General features: G+C 52.0%; 22 protein-coding genes. 10 read left to right on the top strand and 12 right to left on the bottom strand.

The features are described from left to right. Positions 1-9 precede the first annotated feature (9 nt). The 9 genes from C2I18_RS03140 to C2I18_RS03100 all read right to left on the bottom strand — a co-directional run bounded on the left by C2I18_RS03140 (position 10) and on the right by C2I18_RS03100 (position 12596). Positions 10-1632, bottom strand: coding sequence for an MDR family MFS transporter (locus tag C2I18_RS03140; protein WP_249899837.1), 1623 nt, complete (start codon positions 1630-1632; stop codon positions 10-12). Between the two features lie 17 nt (positions 1633-1649). Beyond that, the gene (locus tag C2I18_RS03135) at positions 1650-2084 is read right to left on the bottom strand and encodes a MarR family winged helix-turn-helix transcriptional regulator (RefSeq protein ID WP_249899836.1); all 435 of its coding nucleotides are present in this window, start codon (positions 2082-2084) and stop codon (positions 1650-1652) included. A gap of 985 nt (positions 2085-3069) precedes the next feature. After that, positions 3070-5007, bottom strand: coding sequence for an NAD(+) synthase (locus C2I18_RS03130; RefSeq protein WP_249899835.1), 1938 nt, complete (start codon positions 5005-5007; stop codon positions 3070-3072). Between the two features lie 221 nt (positions 5008-5228). Then, the gene (locus C2I18_RS03125) at positions 5229-6071 is read right to left on the bottom strand and encodes a sugar phosphate isomerase/epimerase family protein (RefSeq protein ID WP_249899834.1); all 843 of its coding nucleotides are present in this window, start codon (positions 6069-6071) and stop codon (positions 5229-5231) included. 54 nt (positions 6072-6125) lie between these two features. After that, a complete protein-coding gene (locus tag C2I18_RS03120) occupies positions 6126-6833 on the bottom strand; it encodes a rhamnogalacturonan acetylesterase (protein ID WP_249899833.1) in 708 nt (235 codons plus the stop codon). A gap of 141 nt (positions 6834-6974) precedes the next feature. After that, positions 6975-8375, bottom strand: coding sequence for a glucuronate isomerase (gene uxaC, locus C2I18_RS03115; protein ID WP_249899832.1), 1401 nt, complete (start codon positions 8373-8375; stop codon positions 6975-6977). 48 nt (positions 8376-8423) lie between these two features. Then, entirely contained in the window at positions 8424-9911 is a 1488-nt protein-coding gene (locus C2I18_RS03110) for a UxaA family hydrolase (RefSeq protein ID WP_249899831.1), read from the bottom strand. Positions 9912-9941: 30 nt separating this feature from the next. Next, the gene (locus C2I18_RS03105; protein WP_249899830.1) at positions 9942-11354 is read right to left on the bottom strand and encodes a tagaturonate reductase; all 1413 of its coding nucleotides are present in this window, start codon (positions 11352-11354) and stop codon (positions 9942-9944) included. Positions 11355-11600: 246 nt separating this feature from the next. Beyond that, positions 11601-12596 (bottom strand): LacI family DNA-binding transcriptional regulator, encoded by a 996-nt coding sequence (locus C2I18_RS03100; RefSeq protein WP_249899829.1) that lies wholly within the window; start codon positions 12594-12596, stop codon positions 11601-11603. A 174-nt stretch (positions 12597-12770) separates the two neighbouring features. On the opposite strand from C2I18_RS03100, the gene C2I18_RS03095 reads away from it, so the two are divergent. Continuing rightward, on the top strand, positions 12771-13724 hold the full coding sequence (locus C2I18_RS03095) for a pectinesterase family protein (RefSeq protein ID WP_249899828.1): 954 nt from the start codon (positions 12771-12773) through the stop codon (positions 13722-13724). Between the two features lie 22 nt (positions 13725-13746). Next, a complete protein-coding gene (locus C2I18_RS03090; RefSeq protein ID WP_249899827.1) occupies positions 13747-15549 on the top strand; it encodes an ABC transporter ATP-binding protein in 1803 nt (600 codons plus the stop codon). Between the two features lie 137 nt (positions 15550-15686). Here C2I18_RS03090 and C2I18_RS03085 read toward each other — a convergent pair whose 3' ends face one another. Then, positions 15687-15890: a hypothetical protein gene (locus C2I18_RS03085; RefSeq protein ID WP_249899826.1), complete on the bottom strand. Its 204-nt coding sequence runs from the start codon at positions 15888-15890 to the stop codon at positions 15687-15689. A 126-nt stretch (positions 15891-16016) separates the two neighbouring features. On the opposite strand from C2I18_RS03085, the gene C2I18_RS03080 reads away from it, so the two are divergent. The 5 genes from C2I18_RS03080 to C2I18_RS03060 all read left to right on the top strand — a co-directional run bounded on the left by C2I18_RS03080 (position 16017) and on the right by C2I18_RS03060 (position 20442). After that, a complete protein-coding gene (locus C2I18_RS03080; RefSeq protein ID WP_249899825.1) occupies positions 16017-16406 on the top strand; it encodes a DUF3139 domain-containing protein in 390 nt (129 codons plus the stop codon). A 43-nt stretch (positions 16407-16449) separates the two neighbouring features. Beyond that, the gene (locus tag C2I18_RS03075; RefSeq protein WP_249899824.1) at positions 16450-16962 is read left to right on the top strand and encodes a GNAT family N-acetyltransferase; all 513 of its coding nucleotides are present in this window, start codon (positions 16450-16452) and stop codon (positions 16960-16962) included. A 10-nt stretch (positions 16963-16972) separates the two neighbouring features. Next, a complete protein-coding gene (locus C2I18_RS03070; protein ID WP_249899823.1) occupies positions 16973-17839 on the top strand; it encodes a DUF5071 domain-containing protein in 867 nt (288 codons plus the stop codon). Further along, positions 17832-18959: a DNA alkylation repair protein gene (locus C2I18_RS03065; protein WP_249899822.1), complete on the top strand. Its 1128-nt coding sequence runs from the start codon at positions 17832-17834 to the stop codon at positions 18957-18959. Before C2I18_RS03070 ends, C2I18_RS03065 begins: the two co-directional genes overlap by 8 nt. A gap of 823 nt (positions 18960-19782) precedes the next feature. Next, the gene (locus tag C2I18_RS03060) at positions 19783-20442 is read left to right on the top strand and encodes a PT domain-containing protein (protein ID WP_249899821.1); all 660 of its coding nucleotides are present in this window, start codon (positions 19783-19785) and stop codon (positions 20440-20442) included. Positions 20443-20614: 172 nt separating this feature from the next. Here C2I18_RS03060 and C2I18_RS03055 read toward each other — a convergent pair whose 3' ends face one another. Both C2I18_RS03055 and C2I18_RS03050 read right to left on the bottom strand, forming a co-directional pair. Further along, positions 20615-21517 (bottom strand): manganese catalase family protein, encoded by a 903-nt coding sequence (locus C2I18_RS03055; protein ID WP_249899820.1) that lies wholly within the window; start codon positions 21515-21517, stop codon positions 20615-20617. 191 nt (positions 21518-21708) lie between these two features. Further along, positions 21709-22263 carry a hypothetical protein gene (locus tag C2I18_RS03050; RefSeq protein WP_249899819.1) on the bottom strand — a complete coding sequence of 185 codons (555 nt, stop codon included), beginning with the start codon at positions 22261-22263 and terminating at the stop codon, positions 21709-21711. 300 nt (positions 22264-22563) lie between these two features. Here C2I18_RS03050 and rnhA point away from each other — a divergent pair, with 300 nt between their 5' ends. From rnhA to C2I18_RS03035, 3 genes are all read left to right on the top strand, one after another. Beyond that, a complete protein-coding gene (gene rnhA / locus C2I18_RS03045; RefSeq protein ID WP_249899818.1) occupies positions 22564-23226 on the top strand; it encodes a ribonuclease H in 663 nt (220 codons plus the stop codon). A gap of 120 nt (positions 23227-23346) precedes the next feature. Next, a complete protein-coding gene (ung, locus tag C2I18_RS03040; protein ID WP_249899817.1) occupies positions 23347-24015 on the top strand; it encodes a uracil-DNA glycosylase in 669 nt (222 codons plus the stop codon). A 34-nt stretch (positions 24016-24049) separates the two neighbouring features. After that, positions 24050-24454, top strand: coding sequence for a hypothetical protein (locus C2I18_RS03035; RefSeq protein WP_249899816.1), 405 nt, complete (start codon positions 24050-24052; stop codon positions 24452-24454). Positions 24455-24548: the final 94 nt, after the last annotated feature.

The following is a 24548-nucleotide window of genomic DNA, read 5'->3' as shown; positions in this document are numbered from 1 at the left end:
CTGCTATTCTTAAGCTTTATCTACTGCCAGTTTGCCGGTGTTCACACTGTCCTCTGCGGAGGCTTCAGGTGCTTTGTTGGAAGAACGCAGCGGAAGCTCCTTCAGGAAGAAGACGAGAATAAAGGCGACGAACATGACGATCGTTCCTGTCAGGAACACGGTGGACAATGTCTGGCCCAGGGCGTCACGGATGCTGTCAATCATCTGAATGAAGAGCGGCTGCACATCGGCAGGCAGGCTCGCTTGCGTCTGCTCCAGCAGCGGTTTGTTCATCAGTGCCTGCGGATTCGCGAAAGCGGTCAGCTGCTGGGCTACGGTTGGATCCAGCTGGCTGAAATCCGGAGCCGATGGAGAAGTCAGCGCTTCTTTCAGATGCTTGGTCAGATTGTTCGACATTACTGTACCCATAACTGCGATACCAATGGTACCCCCAAGGTTACGGAACAGCTGGGTGGAAGCTGTTACTGCGCCAAGCTCTGTGTGCGATACGGCATTTTGCGTAGCCAGCGAGAATACAGGCATCCCGAGTCCAAGACCCAGGCCGAATACGATCATACTGAGCACGGCCATCGGCACGCTGTTCATAAATACCATGATAACCATACCGGCAACCATGATAGGAACACCAATTAGAGCAAAACGTTTGTATTTTCCCTTCTTGGCAATCATTTGTCCGGTCAGGGCACTCGCTACAACCATTACAATGGACATTGGCATGGTAACATAACCCGCATATGTCGCGGAAATACCGAGCACGCCCTGCACGAAGAAGGACAGATAGATCATTGCGCCCATCATACCGAAGTTCATGATAAAGCCGATCAGATTGGATACGGTAACTACACTGTTCTTGAAGAGATGAAGCGGCAGAATCGGATTCTTGGCTTTGGTCTCAACAAACAGGAAGATCACAAGCGAAACAACGGTTGCGGCCAGCAGGCCGAGGATCTGGGAAGAACCCCAATCGTATTCCGTACCCGCCCAGGAGAAAGCCAGAAGCAGCGGTACGATCGTAGTAGTCATAAACAATGAGCCGAGATAATCAATGCTGGTGGAATTTCCGCGTTGGGCTTTTGGAAACAGAGCCATAATCATCACGAATGCTACAACACCAAGCGGAAGGAAGATCCAGAACAGCCAGTGCCAATCCAGATGGTCAATCAGGTAACCGCCGAGCGTCGGTCCAAGAACACTGGAGAAACCGAAGACAGCTGTCATCAGGCCCATCCATTTCCCGCGCTCACGTGGAGGGAACAGGTCACCTACAGCAGTGAAGGCCGTGGATTGGATAATACCGGCGCCGATCCCTTGAATCCCGCGGTAAATGATAAATTGATATACATTGTCAGAAGTACCGGTCAGAAAAGCACCGATCATAAACAGCAAAATCCCTGCCAGCAGGAACGGCTTGCGTCCGAACATATCGGAGAGCTTGCCGACCAGCACGGTGGCAATCGTCGAAGTCAGCAGATAGATGTTAATGGTCCAGGTATAGTAGTCCATTCCGTCCAGAATGGAGATAATACGCGGCATTGCTGTACTTGTAATTGTCTGGTTGATCGCGGCAAACAGCATGGCTGCCATAATGGCGATCATAATGGTAAGCTTGCGCTTATCAGATAAATTTTCCATTTTCTTTTCCCCACCATTTATATATTTTTATTATTGTCTAACTCCGCAATTAAAACTCCAAAAATTCTTCTTAAATGATCGATATCCTCATCAGGCAAAATGCTGAAATAGGACTGCATAATTTCTTTCTGCTTATTATGCACCTCCTCGATCAGGGATTCTCCTTCTTGCGTAAGGGTAATATTCACCACTCTGCGGTCACCGGATGCACGTTCCTTCTCCACATAACCTTCCGCGAGCAAATAGTCGGTTACACCTGTGATTGCTGCCGGGGTCATATCAAGCGCATGGGCAAGCTGCGAGACCATCATCGGTCCTTTGGACAGGACATGCAGCGCCTTGACTTGTGTGAGACTGAGCGCAAAGCCTTGTTTGTTCCATCCCTGGGAGACGCCTTTCAGGAACGTTTTGAACATGGCTGCTATTTCAAAAAAATCATTAGGATCTGACAAAATTTCACCTCCGGGTATTTCAAATATCGGACAAGATAATTTAGGATTTAATCATTAATTGATAAATAGTTAACTACTAAATTATTAAGCTGTGAATCAATATATCACACAAAAATTAGTCCAGTCAATAGCAAATGCAGAAAATTTTCATGATGTTTTCAATAAATTAAATAATTTAATAATTAAGTAGTGAAATATTAAAACATGAAGCAATATATCATCTGGCGGGGAGTAACGTCAAGGCTAAACAGGAGAGGTTTGTACTTTACGGGCAGGCGGGTTGGACAAGCGCTCTTGGTTTTGTTTCATCTAAAGTTTGTCCAAGACTCGGGCCGCCCTGGATTTTAATTGTATTTCATACAGCTAAAGCGGCCGATTTTTGTGCTGGACAGGCTTTAGATGTATTCCGTGCAATTAAAAATGCTCATATTTCGTATAAGCAGACTTTCCGCCATTTTTACGTGTAAGGAATACAGTTAAACTTGTAAAACCGGTGTTTCGCCGTCTTTTAACTGCAGGGAATACAGTTATTTGCGCGGCATGACGCTGACGGGTCCCCATAGGGATGATCTGTCACGTGTCAAATGACCCGATGTTACCAGTCCGCTGGCCCAACGTGTTCTATTTTTGCATACAATTGGTTCGTTTACCCTCGTGGTAGCCCAATGTGTTCGGTTCTTCGCATACAATTGGTTCGTCTAGCTTGGCGGTAGCAGATTGTATTTGATTTTTTCGCAACTATTGGCTCGTTAATCCTCACGGTAGTCCAATGTGTTGAGTTTTCCGCATACAATGGCTCGTTATCCTCGCGGTACCACAATGTGTTCGATTTTTCGTCCATTCTTTAGTAGATAGACATCTCTGTTCGTCCAGGTTAGGTTTTTGCGAAGGCATACAGAGTTGCAGCACAACGCAAAATGAAGCATCCCACAGTCTATGCGACCAATGAAATGCCTCAATTATCTTACTTATATAAATGTACAGCTTATAATTCTTCAACCTCACGCAGCCACAGTGCCGCAGACGCATCACTCGGCATGCGCCAGTCACCGCGCGGAGAAAGGCTTACGGTACCGACCTTCGGACCGTCAGGCAGACAGGAGCGTTTGAACTGCTGGGTGAAAAAGCGGGTAATGAACACTTTGAGCCAGCCGACTAGCTGTTCCCTGGTATAGCCCCCGCCGAAGGCCTGCTGGGCGAGATACAGCATTTTACCGGGGGAAGCACCTGTACGCAGCATATAATATAGGAAGAAGTCATGTACGACATAAGGGCCGAGGATATTCTCGGTAAGCTGGACAATCTCGCCGGTGGCGGATGGCGGCAGCAGCTCCGGGCTGATTCCTGTTTCAATAATGCTGTGGAGCAGCTTGTTTACCGTCTCGTCTGCTTCATGGTCCGCGTACCATTTTACGACATATTGGATGAGTGTTTTGGGAATACCGGAGTTCACACTATACATCGACATATGGTCACCGTTATAGGTACACCAGCCCAGTGCAAGCTCAGACAAATCGCCTGTGCCGATGACGATGCCGCCGTTTTTGTTGGCGAGATCCATCAGGATCTGCGTGCGTTCCCGCGCCTGCACATTCTCATAAGTCAGATCATGCACATCCTTGTCATGACCGATATCTTTGAAATGCTGCAGGCAGGCATCCTTGATATCAACAACCTTCAGCGTTGCACCAAGCGCATTAATCAGACCGACGGCATTGTCATACGTCCGGTTTGTCGTGCCGAAGCCGGGCATGGTAACGGCCAGAACATCGCTTGCCGGGCGGCCGAGCAGCTCCATGGCACGCACGGCTACCAGCAGGGCAAGCGTGGAATCCAGACCGCCGGAGATGCCGATGACCGCCTGTTTCGTTCCGATATGGCGGATCCGCTTCATAAGCCCGGAGGTCTGGATCGCCAGAATTTCACGGCACCGTTCATCACGCTGCAGCGGATTGCCGGGAACAAAAGGATTATCGCCAACCTTACGGGCGAGCTCCCGTTCCTTCATGCTGGCGGAAGGATCAGAGTAGAGCACCTCGCGGTAGTTGCGTCCGCCCTTACCGGCGCGGAACGTGCCCATGACCGTCCGTGAATACTGGATCCGCGGCACATCAATGTCCGCGATGGTTATCGTGCTCTCATGGGTGAACCGGTCGGATTCAGCCAGCATTTGGCCGTTCTCCGCGATCAGGGAATGGCCGCCGAACACGACATCAGTCGTGGATTCGCCGGTATTGCAGCTGGCGTAGACATAGCCCGCCACACAGGAAGCAGACTGGCTGGCTACAAGCTGGCGGCGGTAATCGGCCTTGCCCACCAGCTCATTGCTTGCGGAGGGGTTGAACAGCAGCACGGCTCCAGCCTGTGCAAGCAGGCTGCTGGGCGGGACAGGGACCCACAGGTCCTCGCAAATTTCGACGCCGAAGGAAATGTTTCCGTCCTCATCTAAGGCAAACAGCAGATCATTACCGATGGGAACGGTTGTCCCGCCGATGCGCAGCTCCGAAACCTCCAGCTCTTCCGCGGCGGCGAACCAGCGGGGCTCATAGAATTCGCTGTACCCGGGGATACAAGTTTTGGGCACAATGCCGAGAATGGCTCCATTCTGGATGACTGCCGCGCAGTTGAACAGCCGGCTTTTGACCGACAGGGGGACACCGGCAATGACTACCATGTCCATTCCGGCGGTAGCAGCAGTAATATCCAAAAGAGCTTTGCGGGCGGCTTCCAGCAGCTTCGGCTGGAGGAACAGGTCACCGCAGCTGTAGCCTGTAATACACAGCTCAGGGAGTACAAGATATTCGACCTGCTGCTTGTCCGCCTGCTTTATGACCCCTATGATTTGCTGCACATTATAATGGCAGTCAGCGACCCGCAGTTCCGGGGAAGCAGCTGCCACTCTCGCGAATCCGTGATTAAGCATAAGTTTCACCTATCCTTTGTATGATTGCATTTTCTAATCATTGTACCCATGTTAGCATACCGCTAACAAGCGGAGATTGCTGTGTGCTGTTTAATGTCAGGTACGGCAGGGGAAGACAGCAGGCTTTAATCTATATGATCTCATTAAAAAGTCAAAAAGACTTAGCCGGTACCTCTATTGGCTAAGCCTTTTTGCAGTTGAAACATGGTTACTCCCGGAAGCTACACTTCTTCATACAGCCGCTGCAGATAATCGATGCTTTCCTGCAGATGCTCTTCTGTAGTGCTCTCCAGAATTCCCTGGATATGCGGGCGTTTGTATTTCATATACCTGAGGATTGGCGCAAACTGCAGCTGTCCTTGTCCTACTGGCAGGATGACGATTTTGCCGTCTTCGACTGTAAAATCCTTCAGGTGAATCACGGCAATCCGGTCGCCGAGCAGCTCCAGCGCTTCGGTGATGACTGCCTCCTGCTCACTGTAATTGTCCGGAGATATCAAATTGGCACAGTCCAGAATAATCTGCAGGTTGTTGGACGGGACCAGCTCAAGCAGCCGTTTTGCCAGCTTGGCGGTATAGAGCGGATGATTCAACCCCGCTTCAATGCCGACTGTTACACCAAACCTTTCGGCTTCAGCAACCATTTCACCCACTGAGGCCACGACTTGCTGAAAGGCATCTTCTGTGAAATTAGCGGGCGTATATCCATTTCCCACGCTGCCTGTTTCCGTTCCGACGAGGCTTGCACCGAAATCGCGGGCCAGGCGCAGGTGGGTGCTGAAATCCTGCAGGGCCTGGGCCCTTTTGGCAGGATCAGAGTCTACAATATTCACATAACAGCCAAGCACGGCAATCTTGATGCCTGCCTGCCGGAAGGCTTCGCCGAAGTAGGCTGCCGTCCCGGGACTTAAGGAAGAGAGCATGGGAACGCTTTCGGGAAAAGACTTGTGAGCAGCAAACTGGATGTGGCTGAACCGGTATTCCTTGATCTTCCCTATAAGCTTCTGCAGCGGGAGGCTGTGAAAATCATGGGCGCGGATGCCCAGATGAAGCGGAATCGTCATGGCTTTTCATCCCTTCTGTTGGTCGCTTGAAGTCAGGCCGTTCTTAAGCCTATTCTATAGGGTCAGTGCATTCCCTGGCAATCGTAAATGCTTCTGCAGCGAAGCAAGCTCCGGAGATTCGGCAATGGCTTCGGCCACCAGTCCTGCAGCTGCCTTGGCCCCTCTCTCGCAAAAGTGGGTATCATCGGTAACTCCATCAGGATAATTCGGATGAGCGCCCTCCGGCAGATGCATGAACAGGTCCCGGGATTGTTCCACTCCCACTGACACGTAAAGCCGCTGGGAAGATGCAAAAATATCAAGCAGCGGTGTGCCTGCAGCTTCTGCAACCTCGCGCACTGCCTGCGGGTAGGCCCCGACGGCAAGCGGGTGTGGTGTTCCCTCCGGTGTGAACCGGCGCCGGCTGACAGGTGTCAGCAGGACGGGAAAGGCACCGCGGCTGCGGGCGGAATTAATAAATGCTGTGAGATGATCCCGGAAATCCCCGGCCGGATCGGTATAACGCTCCGGATCTTCCCGCTTCTCGTCATTATGCCCGAACTGGATCAGCAGGTAGTCACCGGGCCGGATGTCCTGCTCAATATGAGCCAGCCGGCCCTGGGCCATATAAGATTTGGTGCTGCGTCCATTAACCGCCCGGTTGTCGACGGTAATCTCAGGACCGAAATGAAAGGGAAGGTACTCTCCCCAGCCTGCCATAGGCTTCTGGTCTCCGCCTTTGTGGGCGGCAGTGGAATCCCCCGCAATAAAAATGGTTGGCATGTTGATCTGCTCCTTGGTCAAAAGTGGTCTTGTTTCTGAAAATTTATGCTTAAGCCGTCACAAAAGCAGGGAGGCACGGGGAATAACATCCCCGTGCCTTTCCCTGAACTGCTTTTCTGCAGTATAAACTTGTCAGCTGGCCTACTTGGAGGATTCAAAGCCGAAGTAGCCTGCGGCATTATTATAAGAAATATCCTCAACCAATCGGCCGAGCAGCGCCTCATCATCCGGTGCTTCCCCGCGCTCGGCAATTTCTCCGATCAACCCGCAGAGCACGCGGCGGAAATATTCATGCCGGGTATAAGAGAGGAAGCTGCGGGAATCTGTCAGCATGCCGACAAAATTGCCCAGCAGACTGTTGTCGGCAAGCAGGGTGAGCTGCTGGCGCATGCCTGCGCGGGTATCATTGTACCACCAGCCGGAGCCGAGCTGAATTTTGCCTGGAGTATCCTTCTGATAGCAGCCCATCAGAGCCAGCAGCGCCGGATAATCTCCGGGATTCAGGGAATACAGAATGGTCTTCGGCAGCCCGCTTCCGCATTCGGCACGGTCCAGCAGCTTCGACAACGACTCGGTCAGCGGCAGATCGTTCAGGCCGTCATAGCCGGTATCCGGTCCCAGACGCCGGAACATAGGTGTGTTGTTATTGCGGTAAGCATGCAGATGGAGCTGCATCGTCCAGCCTTTGTCATGATAGAAGCCGATGAGTGCCGTCAGCAGCTCTGTACGGTACACTGTAACTTCTTCAGCCGAAAGCTCTCCGCCGGCCAGACGTTTGGCAAAAATCTGTTCCACTATGTCCGCATCGCCTGCCTGATAACGCAGCACATCCAGCGCATGGTCTGACAAGCGGCAGCCGTGATCATGGAAGAAGTCAACGCGGTTTTTCAAGGCAGCGAGCAGTGAAGGGTAGGAGTTCACCGTTTGGCCTGCTGCTTCCTCCAGACGGGTGATCCAGCCGGCAAATCCTTCCGCATCAATATTGAGCGCCTTGTCGGGCCGGAAAGTAGGATATACGCTGAATGCAGTTTCCTCTTCCTTCAGCAGGCGGTGGTATTCCAGCGTATCAGCAGGGTCATCGGTAGTGCAGATCACCTTGACGTTGGAGCTGCGGATCAGTCCTCTGCGGGTGAAGCCGGGCTCAGCAAGCCTGGCATTCACCTGCTCCCAAACCGCCGGTGCAGTTGACTCGTTCAGCGGCTCATTGACACCGAAAAAGCGGCGGAGCTCCAGGTGGGTCCAGCTGTAGAGCGGATTGCCCACCGCTTTCGGGAGTGTCCGCGCCCAGGCCAGAAATTTATCGTAATCGGAGGCATCTCCAGTAATGTGGGATTCCGGCACACCATTGGCACGCATCAGCCGCCATTTATAATGATCGCCATACAGCCAGGCTGCGGTCAGGTTAGCGAAGGGCTGGTCCTCATAAATCTCCCGCGGATCAAGGTGACAGTGGTAATCGACAATCGGCATAGGCTTGGCATGCTGATGAAAAAGCGTCCGGGCAGTCTCATTGGATAACAAAAAATCATCATTTAAGAACATTATGAATCTCCCTTTAGATAAATTTAAATATGAAGGAACGGGATAGGATTATAGCGTGACTCCGGTTTTGAAAATAGCCAGCTCGCGGACTTCGTTCTGCTCATTGCGTGTTTTTTGGCCGCTGGCCACATCGATGATATAAGTGATGAACTCTTCAAGCACATCTGCCATAGGCACTTCCAGCAGGGGGCCAGCATTGAAATCCATCCAGTGGCCTTTTTTGGCGAACAGTTCATTGTTGGTCGCAACCTTAACCGTAGGCACAAAGCTGCCGAACGGCGTTCCGCGGCCGGTAGTGAACAGGACCAGCTGACAGTCCGACGCGGCCAGAGCAGATGCTGCCACCAGGTCGTTGCCGGGAGCCTGAAGCAGGCTGAGGCCCTTTTTGCGCAGCTTCACCCCGTAATCCAGCACGTCCACGACAGGCGAGGTTCCGGCTTTTTGGGTACAGCCGAGCGATTTATCCTCCAGCGTACTGATTCCGCCTGCCTTGTTGCCCGGGGACGGATTCTCATACACCGGCTCTCCATACGAAAGGAAGTACTGCTTAAAGTTATTGATCAGGGAAACGATATCTTCATAGACTTCGCGGCTCTCGGCACGCGCCATCAGCATTTTCTCCGCGCCGAACATTTCCGGCACTTCCGTCAATACCGAGGTTCCTCCCTGGGAGATGATGAAATCGGAGAACGCGCCGAGCAGCGGGTTAGCGGTAATACCGGAGAAGCCGTCGGAACCGCCGCATTTCAGCCCGATGTTCAGCTCGCTCAGCGGCACAGGCTCGCGCTTATCGTCCAGCGCCGCTTCGTACAGCTCTTCGAGCAGGGCGAGACCGGCTTCCACCTCATTGCCGACTTCCTGGGCGACGAGAAATTTGACGCGGCTTTGATCGTAATCGCCCAGCATGCTGCGGAATTCAGAGACGATATTGTTCTCACAGCCAAGACCGAAGACCAGTACACCGCCGGCATTAGGATGATTGACCGCATCCAGCAGAATGCTGCGTGTCATACGGTGGTCATCGCCAAGCTGTGAGCAGCCGTAAGGATGCTTAAGAACAGTAAGATTATCAAAGCTTCCGAGATCGGGATGCTCTGCCTTGAATTCCTGCAGCATCTGCTCGGCAATGCCGTTCACACAGCCGACCGTCGGAATAATGAACAGATCATTGCGGATGCCTACCTTGCCGTTCGCGCGGCGGTAGCCCTGAAAGGTCAGCCCGCGGTTCGGGTAGGTAACAGGATGCAGGTCAGGAACATATTCATATTGCTCTTCACCGACCAGATTGGTTTTGATGTTATGGGTGTGAATCCAGTCACCCTTTTGAATCGCTTCTATTGCATGGCCGATCGGGTAGCCGTATTTGGTGATAACATCATCCGGTGCAAAGCCGGTCAAGGCTATTTTGTGGCCCTGGGGAATATCCTGGTTGGCAGTAAGCTTCAGATCTTCGAATTCCAGCTCTTCACCGGCGGTGATCGGGCGGAGCGCTACGGCTACGGTATCTCTGGGATTCATTTTCATTAATCGTTTCATGGTGTCCCTCCTGATAGTGTTGGAATTATATTAATGTACTAATTGCTGCAGGGCTGCGCGGGTGTCAGATCCCTCAAGCTGCCGGAGATGAGCAGAGAGCGCATCCGTAAGTCCCGGTACCAGCGATAAATCCTGTCCCCAAAGGCTTGCATCCTTCAAGATGACGGGCACGAATTGTTCAGGCTTGCTCCAAGCTTCATCAAAGACTGCCAGCACTTCAGCGCCGTCCTGGCGTTTGACCTTGTCTCCGCGGTAGCTGAGCAGCAGGGCGGCAAAGGCTAAAGTAATCAGCTCCGGGAGCTTGCCGCGCTCCTCTTGATAGCGGAGAAGCACCGGAAGCAGCCGGGTTTTGAATTTGGAGATGCTGTTCAGAGAGATAGACTGCAGCTCATGGCGGATGAACGGGTTTCTGAAACGCTCCAGCACGGCTTCCGAGTAGGATTGCAGCTCCTCCGCAGGCAGATCCAGCATCGGAATCAGCTCATTCTCCATCATTTCTTTGACAAACCGGAAGAAGGTCGCATCGTTCATGACATCCTCAACCGTCTCAAGGCCGGCCATCATCGCGAGCGGAACCATTGCAGTGTGCGGTCCGTTCAGCAGATGAACCTTGCGTTCCCGGTAAGGTGTCATATCGTCTGTAACGACCACATTAAGTCCGGCTTCCGCCAGCGGCAGACGTTCTGTAAGTGAGGACGGGCCTTCAATAACCCAGAAAAGAAACGGCTCCGCAGTCACCATCAGATTGTCGAGATAACCAAGCTCTGCCTCCAGTTCTGCGGCTTTGTCGCGCGGATATCCCGGCACAATCCGGTCCACCAGACTGCAGCAGAAGGTATTCTCTTCCTTCAGCCATTTGCTGAAAGGTTCCCCGAGATTCCATTCTTCCGCATACTTCTGCACAATTTCCTGCAGCTTCTCGCCGTTGCGGTCAATCAGCTCGCAGGGGATAATCACAAAACCTTTTTTACCGAGCTCAAAACGTCTGTGGAGAAGTGCCGTCAGCTTGGCAGGGAAGCTCTTCGGCGGAGCATCGTTCAGTTGGTCGCCCGGATGATAGGCAATGCCCGCTTCGGTTGTATTGGATGTGATAAACTCAAGTTCATCGTTCTCGGCGAGAGCGAGATAAGCCTCATATTCGGCATACGGATTAATGACACGGCTTACGCTTGTCATGATCTCCCGGGAATTCACCTGCTGCTGCTGCATAATTCCGTTAAGCAGTACAGTGTACAGATTGTCCTGGGCGGCCATCAGCTCGCCGAGACCCTGTTCAATCGGCTGAACCAGCACAGCACTTCCGTTAAAAAGGCCCTTATTGTTCATCTGCTGCAGCTGCCAGTCCACGAAGGCCCGCATAAAGTTTCCTTCGCCGAATTGGATCATCCGTTCCGGGTACACAGGCAGGTCAGGCTGGGTGGTGCGGGAAAGGCGGTTAGTCATGAGTGTTCAGATCTCCTTTAGTTTATGAATGTAATAATGCACACGTTAACATTTTATTTTAAAAAAGAGAGGCTCTTTTTTAAACCAACCATTGTCCTCCAAGTGCCGCCCCGAGCGTCCATAGGAATGAACGCCTGCCAAAAGACTGCACTGGAGGAGAAAAGGCTGCCTGACCTGCCGTGGTAAATCAGTGGTGACTGTATCCTGTGCCTGACAGTTCAAGCTGCAAAAGAAAAGACGCTGTGCTTAAGCACCGGTTACGGTATCACGAACTACCAGCGATGTCTTGACGAACAGCTGCTGGGGCCGGGTGTCCGGCTGCTGCATCAGCTGAATCAGCATTTTGGAGCCGAGCTCGCTGATATCTGCAATGGGCTTGCGGACCGTGGTCAGCGCCGGATTGGTGTAACGGGCAAACATAATATCGTCAAAGCCGATTAGAGAGATCTGTCCGGGAATACTGATCCCGCGGGCGTAGCAGGCGTTCATGGCCCCGATGGCCATATCATCGTTCGAGCAGAAGACGGCAGTTGGCGGTTCAGTCAGATCAAGCAGCTGCGACATGGCCGAGTATCCGCTCTCAATACTGTAGTCTCCGGCGGCAAAATAGTCGGAATTCAGCTGCAGCCTGCCGGCAATCAGACTGTCCATAAAGCCCTGCTTGCGTTCCGTCGAGGACTTGAAGCCCGGTTTTCCTTCAATAATTGCCAACTTGGAATGGCCCTGGCTGATTACAAAATCGATAGCTTCCTTCACGCCCTCGCGGTCGTTCGCCACCACATTCATGATGCCGGGATCCTCCAGCTGGCGGTTCAGCACCACAAGCGGTATGCCCATGGTCTTGACGTGGTAAATAAAAGCATTGTCTTCATCGCTCTGGCTCATCACCAGGATGCCGTCGAAGCGCTGGGGCTGTATGCCTGCAAAATTGTGGACCCCGTCGATCCCGTTGACCGTCAGGTTGTAATTCTCATCCAGCACATGATTGATCCCCTTGATGGCATCGACCACGAAGCTTGCTGAGGTTCCCTGCTCAATACTGGAGAAGAACAATCCGATGGTAAAAGAACGTTTGGTAACCAGGCTCTTCGCGCTGTAGTTCGGCACGTAATTCATTTCTGCGGCAATTTTCTCAATCTTGTCCCGGGTGACCTTCTTAATCAGCGGGCTGCCGTTCAGCGCTCTGGAAACCGTTGTATGGGAGACGCCGGCAACGCGTGCAATGTCTTTGATAGTAATCATAATATCTCTCCGGGAAAATAGAATTGTTAACGATTCCAGTGTAGTTCCTCAAGCAGGTCAAGTCAAGCAAATTATGGAATGCACACGTTAAAATTTTATTGGCAAAAATGTGTCCGGGCGCTATAATCAACTTGTTTGCGCAAGGTACCGGAACAACCAAAGGAGGATGCGGCAATGCTGGTGGGAAAAGAAGATTATTGCGATTTTCATACCGTCCAGGCGGCGGTGGATGCGCTTGAACGGCAGAGCGGTGAGGAGATGGCCACACTCTATATTTTATCAGGCGTGTATGAGGAAACCGTCCGGATCTACCGCTCAAATCTTAACATTATCGGCCTTGGGGAAGTGGTAATTACGAACGGGCGTTATGCCCGGGAGTTGGATGAAAACGGGGTGGAGCTGGGGACCTTTGGCACTCCGACCTTGTTCCTGGGCGGCAGACGCCTCACGCTGGAGAACCTTGCAATCGTTAACAATGCCGGGCAAGGGGAGCATATCGGCCAGGCGCTTGCGGTATACGCGAATTGTGACGAGACCGTATTCCGCAGCTGCACCTTCAAAGGGCATCAGGATACGCTGTTTACAGGCCCTTTGCCTCCGTGGAACAAGCAGGGAGGGGGATTTGGGGGCATACCCCTGAAGGAGCATCACGAATCTTACCGCCAGCTGTATATCCGCTGCTGCATTGAGGGAACCGTGGACTTTATATTCGGCGGAGCAACTGCTTATTTTGACCACTGCGAGATCCGCAGCCTGCGGAATGACAAGGGCAGCCGCAGCTATATTACGGCAGCCTCCACACCGGAGGGGCAGAACTATGGCTATATTTTTAATGAGTGTTACTTGACTGCGGAGGACGGGGTTACCGGGGTTTATCTGGGACGCCCATGGAGAGGTTATGCCAGAACGGAACTGGTGAACTGCAAATTAGGCAGACATATTGAACCGCAGGGCTGGGACAATTGGGGAAATCCGGCGAATGAAGAGACCGTTACTTATGCTGAATACGGCATTCCGGGCGGGGACGAGCTGCGCAAGCTGCGTGTAAGCTGGGCTGTTTTGCCTGAGGAGGGTACTGAAGCGCCCGCCAAGGAGCAGGTGTTTGCAGGTACGGATTTCTGGAAATAACCGGATAGCTAAGAGGTCCGAAATGAAGGAGAACATGATGGAGCATACCGGGAACAGATTGCCTGATTTTGAACAAATGTTTATGGACAGGGAGGCGGACAAGGACCGTCCCTTCCGCACACTGCTGCTGCTATATAAGGGGATGACGCTCAATCTGGTGCTGTCGCTGCTGTTCTACATTTTCAAGCATGCGCCAACCTGGGTCATTCCGGTCGTTACGGCCGATATTATTAACCATCTCAGCAGTCCGCAGCTTGACAGCCTAAACTGGCTATGGATGGACCTCGCCGTAGTTGCTGTTGTTATTCTGCAGAATATTCCTTCAGCTTACATGCATGTCAGTTTCATGAGCAGGTCCTCGCGCCAGGTGGAGGCAGGGCTCAGAGGAACGCTGATCCGTAAACTCCAGCACTTATCCATGACGTACCACAGTGACCTGCGTGCCGGCCGGCTGCAGTCGAAGGTGCTCCGTGATGTGGAAGCGATCGAAACGCTGTCCAAGCAAATGATGTACTCCTTCATGCCGGCTGTTACGAACGTCCTGATTGCAATTACTATTACTGCGTTCAAGAGCCTGCAGGTGACGCTGTTTTTTGTGCTGGTGATTCCGTTCGGAGTGCTGATGATCACCTTTTTCCGGTCCAAAATCCGCAGCCGCAACCGCGAATTCCGGCGCCAGATCGAAAATATGTCGGGACAGGTGGCAGAGACGGTAGAGATGATTCCCGTAACCCGGGCGCACGGGCTTGAGGAAGTGGAAATTGGCAAAGTGGATACCACACTCTCGGAGCTGAAAGGCAAGGGATACCGGCTGGATATTACAGAAGCGCTGTTCGGAGCCTCCAGCTGGGTGGTGTTCACCCTGTTTCAGCTGCTGTGTCTTGGTTTTACCTGTATTTTGGCGTACCGGGGAACGATTCAGGTTGGGGATGTCGTCATGTACCAGGGGTTTTTCTCTACGATTTTGGCCTCCATCAACAGTCTGCTGGGGGTGTATCCGCAATTCGCCCGCGGCTTCGAATCGATATATTCGATCTCGGAGATTCTGGCTTCAACGCAGGTTGAAGAATATCAGGGGACCCGTGTGGTTGACTCTTTCCGGGGCGCTTATGCGTTCAAGGATGTAAAATTCAGCTACAAAGACACCGATCACCATGTGCTGCAGGATTTCAATTTAACGGTACGGCCGGGGGAATGCATCGCTTTTGTAGGGGAATCAGGCGCAGGCAAGTCAACGGTATTGAATCTGGTCGTGGGATTCTACCGCCCTACAGGCGGTCATATTTTTGTCGACGGTATACCGATGGATGAGCTGGATATGCGGCTGTACCGCCAGAAGCTGGCCGTCGTTCCGCAGAGCACTGTGCTATTCTCCGGAACCATCCGCAGCAATATTACGTTCGGCCTTAGCGATGTCCCGGAAGAGAGGCTGCAGGAGGTGATCCGGCTGGCTAATCTGCAGGATGTGATCGAACAGATGCCGCAGGGGGTTGACACGCTGATTGGTGAACACGGCGGCAAGCTGTCCGGAGGCCAGCGGCAGCGGATTGCCATTGCCAGGGCGATGATCCGTGATCCGGAGATCATACTGCTTGATGAAGCTACCTCTGCACTGGATAACATTTCAGAATACATTGTGCAGAAAGCGATGCGGGAACTGATCCGCGGACGCACGACCTTCATCGTGGCACACCGGCTGTCTACCATCCGCGATGCCGACCGGATTGTTGTGATGAAGGACGGACGGGTGGCCGAGGTAGGGAGCTTCGAGGACCTGATGGCCCGTAAGGGAGCTTTTTATGAACTGAAGCAAATGCAGGGATAGGCTGTGAAGGCTGTAAAAGCACACAGCAAAGCGGACACCGGAATACTAAGCGGTGTCCGCTTTGCTGTGCTGCTATAGTTGGGATGCCAGGCAGGGATTACGACCTCCCGGCGGGAAGTAGAAGCATAGTACAGGGATCAGGCCTTGTTATGCTGGAACTTCGTAACAGATCTGGAGTAGTGGGAGACGGTACCGTCGAATCTTTTGATGCGGACATAGTCCTCGGAGAACTTCTCGACAATCCCGGAGCCTACCTGGGAGTACATCCCGTCAGGATCAAGCTGCAGCGCGGACACAAAAGTCTGCGACAAGGCGGCGACAAAAAAATCAATATTTTTCACAAGTGTCTGTGGCAAATCCAGGCACCTCCGTTTTCAGCTGAATTTGAACTTTTTCTACCCGAAAGCTTTTCAACCATTTTACGACAGGCCGCTGATTTTGAAAACAGGTTTTAATTTGCAGAATTTATGGCGGCAACGGAAGGCGGTTATGAATTGAGGCCAGGAAAGAGGAGAAAAAATCTCCTGATTATTGTTTTTATCACTCTGCTTGTGGTCGCTCCGTTAGTGTATGTTCAGACCCGCAAATTCGTTTATGCCCACCGGGTAACCTCATATTTAAAGGAGGAAAAGGGCTACAGCAGCCAGGATATCGCCTCGGTACAAGGGGTTTGGGGAATGAAGGCACCGCCGTTTTTTGTCGTTGTAAAGTTTAGGGACGAGCCTGAGGTGGAGTATGTTTATTTTGCACATGATGGTGTCATGCAGTTCAGCCACAGTATTACCCGCAGAGGCATGCGGCAGGGCATTGAGAGAGCGAACCTGAAGCACTTGGATGAGGGCATTTCCGGTTATTAAAAGAATAAGCATGGCTTTAATTTCGTTAGGGGGCTAAGCTGAGATGATAATCAGAACCGAGACTGCGGGAGATTACCGCGGGGTGTTTGAGCTGAACTACCGGGCTTTTGGGAACAGGGAGGATGAATCGCGGCTCATTGAACGGATCAGGGATTCAGAAGAATTTATACCCGAACTGTCCATTGTGGCCGAGGATAATGGGGCAATTGTCGGCCATGTTTTGCTTAGCAAGGCTAAGGTGGTGAGTGAACTCACCGAAAATGACGTCCTTGTGCTCGCTCCCCTTGCTGTACATCCGGATGCACAAGGGCGGGGAACCGGCGGACTGCTGATTGAGGAAGCGAAAAGACGCTCCAGCGGGCTGGGATACAGTGTTATTCTGTTGATCGGGCATCCCGGGTATTATCCTAAATTCGGTTTTAAGCCGGCGCGCCAGTACGGCCTGGAGCTGCTGCAGTTTCCGGTGCCAGATGATGTGTTCCAAGTGTGTGAGCTGGAGGAAGGGGGACTGGACGGGATTAAGGGTGAGCTGCGGTATCCGGGGGCATTTTTATGAGGTGGGCTAGATGAACAAAACAATCCATGAATACCTGAAGGATTTAGACTGGAGTACCCCGGCTGGAATCCGGCAGGAGACGATACGCCAGCTTCAGCTTATAGATGAAAAGGATCTTCCCCTGCTGGCTCAGCCCTTAGGCAAGGAGCATTGGGATGGTGCTGCAGAGGTACTGAGCCAGATTGGCTACCCAGGGATTAAAAGTATTTTGCCGGAACTGCTTGTCTGGCTTCAGGATCTCAATTGGCCGGGAGCGGGTGCGGTCAGCCGGCTGCTGATAGATGTTGGAGAACCCTTAATTCCGGAGCTTCAGCGGGTTATGGCGGGAGAGCCTGCCGATGAGGAGTGGATGTACTGGATTATACACAGCATTTTGGAGCATTGGCCGAAGGAACTGGTGGCCCGCCTGCAGCCGGAACTAATGAATTTGGCATGTCATTCAAGGAGCGGGTTTGGCGCGATTGTGCTGCTGAATAAGCATGAGCTAAAACCTTTAGCGGTGCTGACAGCCCTTTTGGATCAAAAAGAACAAAGCACCCTGTCACGGATGAACCAGCTGATGCTCGAACATGCTGATGTGGATTGCGCTGAGTTTAACCGCCGCTTTCACGAAGCGCTCTATCGCACTGATGACGCCAAGGATCTTAAAGCTTTTATGGAGGAGAACGGCACGCAGCAGAGCTATTGCAGTCAGATAAAGCATTGTAGAGAATATCTGTCTGAGCTTGAGGAGACACGCAAGGAGATTATAGGGACAATAATAAGTAAATATGACACAGGGCTGTCTTGTTCAATATGTTATCCTTTCTTGGCGAAACTGGAATTAACAGGGCAGTTATTTGCGCTGACTAGGCAGGAGGACAGAAGATATGGCTGAACCGTTAAAAGCAATGTATAATAAGGAGTTTTTACACAGCTTCGCCAGGAAGCTTCGTTCGGTATTCCCGGGTTTTGAGCAGGAGGCGTTTGTCCGGGTGGCAATGCAGGAGCCGTGGGAGGAGCTGGAGCTCAAAGCCCGGATGCGGCGGATTACGGAAACAATGGGGGTGTTTTTACCGCAGCGGTATGAAGAGGCACTGGAGATTCTGTGTGCTATAGACGAGCAGTGTGTAGGCTTCCCGTATTTGATTTTCCCGGACTTCGTAGAGGTATTTGGACAGGGGGAGGAGCATTGGGAGCTGTCGATGGCAGCGCTGGAGCGGTTTACGGTAAGGTCGTCGGCGGAGTTTGCGGTGCGGCCGTTTCTGCTGCGCGACCCCGGGCGGATGATGGCGCAGATGCAGCGCTGGTCCGGGCATTCTAATGAGCATGTGCGGCGGCTGGCCAGTGAAGGGAGCAGACCGCGTCTGCCCTGGGGGCAGGCGATTCCAATGTTTAAGCAGGATCCATCCCCTGTGCTTCCTGTGCTGGAACAGCTGAAGGCCGATCCGTCGCTTTATGTGCGCAAAAGTGTGGCCAACAATCTGAACGATATCGCCAAAGATCATCCGGAGGTCGTGATTTCTATCGCACAGCGCTGGAAAGGAAAAAGCGAGCTCACAGACTGGATTGTACGGCACGGCTGCCGCTCTCTGATCCGTAAAGCCGATCCGCAAATTATGGAACTATTCGGCTATGCCGCACACCAGGCTGACGAGACACCTCTTGTTACTGAAGCCTCAATATTGGCAGAACCGGATATTCTGCAGATTGGATCAAGCTGTGAGCTGTCGTACCACTTGTTGATCCGCGAAGGAGAACCTGTCCGGATCCGTATTGAATACGGGATTGATTTTGTAAAATCCGGGGGCAAAACCTCACGCAAGCTGTTTTTGCTGTCTGACAAAACCGTTCCGGGGGGCTCTTTACTAAAAGGTATTCGAACCCACCGCTGGGGGGACCTCACTACCCGGCGCCATTATCCCGGAGAGCACCGGATTACGCTGCTGGTTAACGGTCGTGAAGCCGCTGAGGCGCTGCTGATGCTTGAGGCTGGCGCGGACGCCGGACAGAAATAAAAGGAAAAGTCCCGCAGAATTCTGCGTGCCGCTCCAAATTCACGAAATCAACGGGAAAAGTCCTGCAGAATTCTGCGTGCCGCTCCAAATTCACGAAATCAACGGGAAAAGTCCCGCAGAATTCTGCGTGCCGCTCTAAATTCACGAAATCAACGGGAAAAGTCCCGCAGAATTCTGTGCGCCGCTCCAAATTCACGAAATCAACGGGAAAAGTCCCGCAGAATTCTGCGTGCCGCTCCGGATTAACGAAATCAACGGGAAAAGTCCCGCAGAATTCTGTGCGCCGCTCTAAATTCACGAAATCAACGGGAAAAGTCCCGCTCATTTCCGTGTGCCGCTACAAATTCACGAAATCAACGGGAAAAGTCCCACTGAATTCTGTGCGCCGCTCCAAATTCACGAAATCAACGGGAAAAGTCCCGCTGAATTCTGTGCGCCGCTCCAAATTCACGAAATCAACGGGAAAAGTCCCGCAGAATTCTGCGTGCCGCTCCAAATTCACGAAATCAACGGGAAAAGTCCCGCTGAATTCCGTGTATCGCTCCAAATCACCTCGACTCCGCAGTGTTCAGTGCAGCCGGCCATTCTAACGGACCGAGAGGGCGTTATTCCCGGAGAAAACAGGCTTTTGAGAAGCTAACGGACCTCAGGTCCCTTATTTACTGATCTGTGCTTGAAAAAAAGTTACTGGAGAGCAAATAAGGGCTGTGGAGTCCGTTAGAATAGTAAAAGGCGCAAAATTGCGGAAATAGCGGAAGTACGGTCCGTTAAAAAAGTAGCGGCTGCTTGCTGTGAAGACGATATATCAGAAGGAGGAATTAACATGCAAAAACGGCCGTTCTGTTTTAACATACTGCGGTTATCGTTCGCTTTGCTACTCCTGGCCGGATGCGGAATGGAGAATGGAGAGAAGGGGGACACCACTCATTCTACCGACTCCATCACCCAGCTCACTGCCCAGTCCACCGCCCAGTCCACCGTTCACCCCACCGCTCACCCCACCGCCCAGTCCACCGCTCACTTCACCGCCCAGCCCATCGCTCACCCCACCGCCCAGTCCACCGCCGACCTCACCGCCCAGCCCATCACCGACTCCACCGCTCAGCTCACCACCCAACCTTCCCCTTCCTCCGCCGAAACGGCTGTGGGGATGCCCTTAGAGATGCCGGAGGATTTTGCATTCTCTGTACGCTTTGGAGTTAAGGGCAAAAACGAGGTCAACACTTTCGAGCATACGGTTACCAAGGATTTGGTGAGCAACGGCACGGCAACCGCTAATCTCACCCTGACCCAAGACGAGCTGACGGAGATCTATGCACGTATGCGGGATATTAATGTATTAGGCGACCTGCAGCTGGAGATTGGTGAAAAAGATGTGAACAAACACCGTTCGAAGAGGAGCACTGGGTCATCCGGTCCGCGGGGGAACAGCACCAGCTGGAGTGGTCGGAACAGAATTGCGAGATTACTGGCGATGCGCTGAAGCTGAAGGAGCTGAGAAGCTATATTTGGAGTCGGATCGCCGCTAAGCCGGAGTTTCTGGAGCTGCCGGAAGCAGCCGGCGGATATCAATAAAGACAAAAAATAGCCCTTGAGCTTCTCAAAGGGCCATCTTGCTTATATATGCATCCGCGAATATCCCGGATTAATTCTTTTTAGTCCTTGATATTTCCGGCCATTTTCAGGCGTTTGGCGATTTCTTTGAATTCCTCTGCGGAAATTCCCGGCGCAAACTCCTCTTTGACCTCAGGCGCTTCAGGAATCGGTACGCCTTTGGGAGCACCCTGAATGACTTCGAGCGGCAGTCCGTCCTCCGGATGCGTGCCTTTCCAGATCTGGTCAATGGCGTTGAAATCTTTATCGCTCCAGGTATAGAGCTTTGTATGCACGCCTTTTTCCTCATATTTATGGGCTTCTGTAAAGGCTTTATTGCTCAGGGAAGGGATCGGAACCAGCTTGGTTACATTAACGCCTGTGGCCATTTCCAGCGCTTTGGCATAAGCAACGACATGGACGCCGCCACGGACGAGCAGGAAGCCTACAACGGCCCGCGCAGCAGGATGATCCGTCATTTCATAGACTTTCATCTTGTGCGTTCTGGCACCGCATTCCAGGAAGAAGTTGTGGAGCAGATCCTCAACGAGATTCCCGCTGTTGAAGACATAAGCTCCGGTCCATGGATTACCCATGGAGTCAAACGGCATGGCACCTTGCGCCCCGGCAAGGTAATGGTAGGACAAACGGGCATCTTTGACTGATTCCAGCGGGTTTGCGTCAGGCTCCTTGTACGCTGTTGAGCCTTTGAGACATTTGTTGACTGCGTGGGATACCAGTTCGACATGCCCCAGCTCTTCGGCTGTAATACTCATTACGAGATCATAGAAAGGCTTCAGTTTTTCTTTGGAGCGGAAATTGAAGGATTGAAAGAGATAGTTATTGAGCGTTGACATCTCCCCGAATTTACCGCCAAGCAGTTCCTGTACGGCTGCGGCAGCATTGGGGTCCGGCTTCTCGACTTCAGGAATCTCAATCATGATTTCATCCATGCGTTTGAACATTGAAGCATCATCCTCCTAGGCAAGTTACGATCCTGCTCAGCCCTACATTAAACTGATTTCCAGTTCCTCAAACATAGGAGAATCAATACTTTGCAGCATTTTTATGAAATATGGGGAACGCTGTCCTTCCATGGCAAAAAAGGTGCCCGCCGGCGGATTCCGCCGCCCATGAGCACCTGTTACATACTATGTTATTTTTTCACTTTAGCAACGCCGCTCACAATGCCCTGATTGGCCGTACTGAAGGTAGACTGGTACTGTTCGTTTGCAAAATATACATTGCCGTTTATAGTAGCATTTACAACACTGAACCCGTTAGCCTCCACATAGACATTCCCTGTAAAAATCCCGCCCTGAAGCTGTGTGTTTTCACTTCTGATCGTCATTTTTGGAGCAGTTAATATGAATGATTCGGCGATATTATGTTCCGCATCCTGTGAATAGAGGGCGATTTTACGTGCCGGCTGTTCCCTGTTGGTGAAATTGCCTTCCACCACCAGTTCCTCTGTGAACGTCAGGTCGTTCAGCATGGAGACTACCCAGGTGCCATTCTTCCCGACCGCTTTTTTAAAATCCAGGTTGTTGTTTACTGCTGGAGCAAAAGTGACCTCATCTGTTGTCCCGGCAGTATTGATGCCTCCGTACGCAGACGGATTGGAGTTTGCGTTATCGGCATCGGTAGAGCTGGCGCATCCGGCCAGCAGAGCCAGAAGCAATGCAGCGGCAAAGCCGGCAGCCTTCCTCATGGTGTAGGCCTCCTTTTAAATGTGTAAAGCAATATCTTTAGGTGCCAAGCGTTTTGCGGATGGTAAAATAGCTTCATAGGGGAGCGGCACAATATCCGCCAGTCCGTAGGCTGAAACTGTACAATTTTAGCGGTGTGACGGATGAATAACCTCTGTGTAGTATGAACGCATGTCGGCCGGATTATCCTGAGAATTGCTGCGGCAGCGGGCTGTCATGATAAATGGACTTCCAATATGCCCGTCATTTGGATTACAATATTCTTCTGATGAATTTATTTGCGTGCAGAAGGGGCTGTATCCGTGGCTAAGCAAAAATATTATGTGGTATGGGAAGGCAAACAGCCGGGAGTTTACAGTACCTGGGCGGAGTGTCAGGCCCAGACTGACCACTACACAGGTGCAAAATATAAATCCTACGAATCCAAAGCGGCGGCAGATGCTGCATACAAGGCAGGCTGGAAAGGCAACTGGGGTACGGGAGCGGCCGCATCCGGTGCAGGCAAAGCCAAAGCGTCAAGCTACAAGGGACGAAGCGCCTCTGTAGAGACATCTGCAGAAATTGATTATGACAGTATTTCTGTCGATGTAGGTACACGGGGCAATCCCGGACCTGTCGAGTATAAGGGAGTAGATACGCAGACTGGCGATATTATCTTCTCTTGCGGGCCTATTAAGAAGGGGACGAATAATCTCGGGGAGTTTCTGGCCATTGTCCACGCGCTTGCACTGCTGAAGAAGGAAGGCAGCAGCAAGACAGTGTATAGCGATTCTGTCAATGCCATGAAATGGGTCAAACAGAAAAAGGTTGCTACAACCCTTCCGCGTGATGCTTCCACTGCGGAAATCTGGACCCTGATTGACCGTGCGGAGCAATGGCTGGAGAACAATACTTACAGCAACAAGGTACTGAAATGGCAGACCAAGGAATGGGGAGAGATCAAAGCGGATTACGGACGGAAGTAAGCCTCCCGCCTAATCTCTGAACAAACTCCGGTTATAAGGCTTGCGGGGACAAGCCTTATATAATGGTTAATTATAGGTAAAGAATGATAATTACAGGCAAGTTGGGGAAGGAGAATGGGGATGTTCGGCAACGATTGGGACGAGGTGCTGCAGGAGGAGACGCAGAAGCCCTATTTCAACGAGCTGCGCTATGCACTGGCGCATGAATATAAGCAATTTACAGTGTACCCGCCCAAAGATCTGCTGTTCTCGGCACTTAAGCTGACGCCATATAACAGCACGCGGGTGGTCATTCTGGGACAGGATCCTTATCACGGCGCGGGACAAGCCCATGGACTCAGCTTCTCGGTGAAGCCCGGGGTGCGGATTCCGCCTTCACTCCGCAATATTTATACAGAGCTGCATGATGATCTCGGATTAACGCCGCCTAATCATGGTTATCTTCTGCATTGGGCCCAGGAGGGTGTACTGATGCTGAATGCAGTGTTGACTGTCCGTGAAGGCCAGCCTAACTCACACAAGGGACTGGGCTGGGAGACATTTACGGATGCGATTATGGAGAAGCTGAATGAGCGGACTGAACCGATGGTGTTTATTTTGTGGGGCAGTCATGCGCAGCAAAAAGGGGCTTTTATTGACAGAGCCAGGCATTTGGTCATTGAGTCGCCTCATCCGAGCCCGTTCTCTGCTCACCGCGGCTTTCTTGGCAGCCGTCCGTTTTCCAGAGCGAACCAGTATCTGGAGTCGCACGGTCTTGAACAAATAGATTGGTCCATACCTGGTATTTAACAGGTGTTATGGACGCAGAGGAAGGGGTGGGGCAATGAAGCATTGGGTTGGCAAACCGGTTATTATGTATTGCGGTGCAGAGCCCTACACGATTTTGAAGGGGGTGCTGCGCAGATGGGATCTTGCGGCCTCGGTGGCCGTCATCGGCCATCAGGAGATAGCGGTACCTTTTCGCGATATTGTATTTATCAAAGCTTTGGCCCCCAAGGAAAGGGCCTTGCCCCCGGTACTCCACTCCGTCGGATATGTTATGCGGGAGCGGCTGCAGTTTGACAATGCCGTATATTTTAAATCAGCGGTAACGGTATGGAAAGGTGATCAGCTGGTTGCCTACAACACAACGATCATTTCACATACCAAGGGATCCGTTACGCTTCAGAACGGGCAGAATCTGATGAAGGGTACACATATTTTTGTAGTCCGTTCCCTGCGGGGCTGACTTAGAGGGATAATAGATCAAGCAACAACGGCTGCGCCATCCTGATCAAGGAGGCGCAGCCGTTGTCGTTTTATTCAGTTACAGCGTTCGTAGT

The sequence above is a fragment of the Paenibacillus sp. PK3_47 genome, from assembly GCF_023520895.1.
GTDB lineage: Bacteria > Bacillota > Bacilli > Paenibacillales > Paenibacillaceae > Paenibacillus_AQ.
The sequence above is the reverse complement of the archived record's forward strand: the minus strand, read 5'-3'. Positions and strand labels throughout refer to the sequence as shown.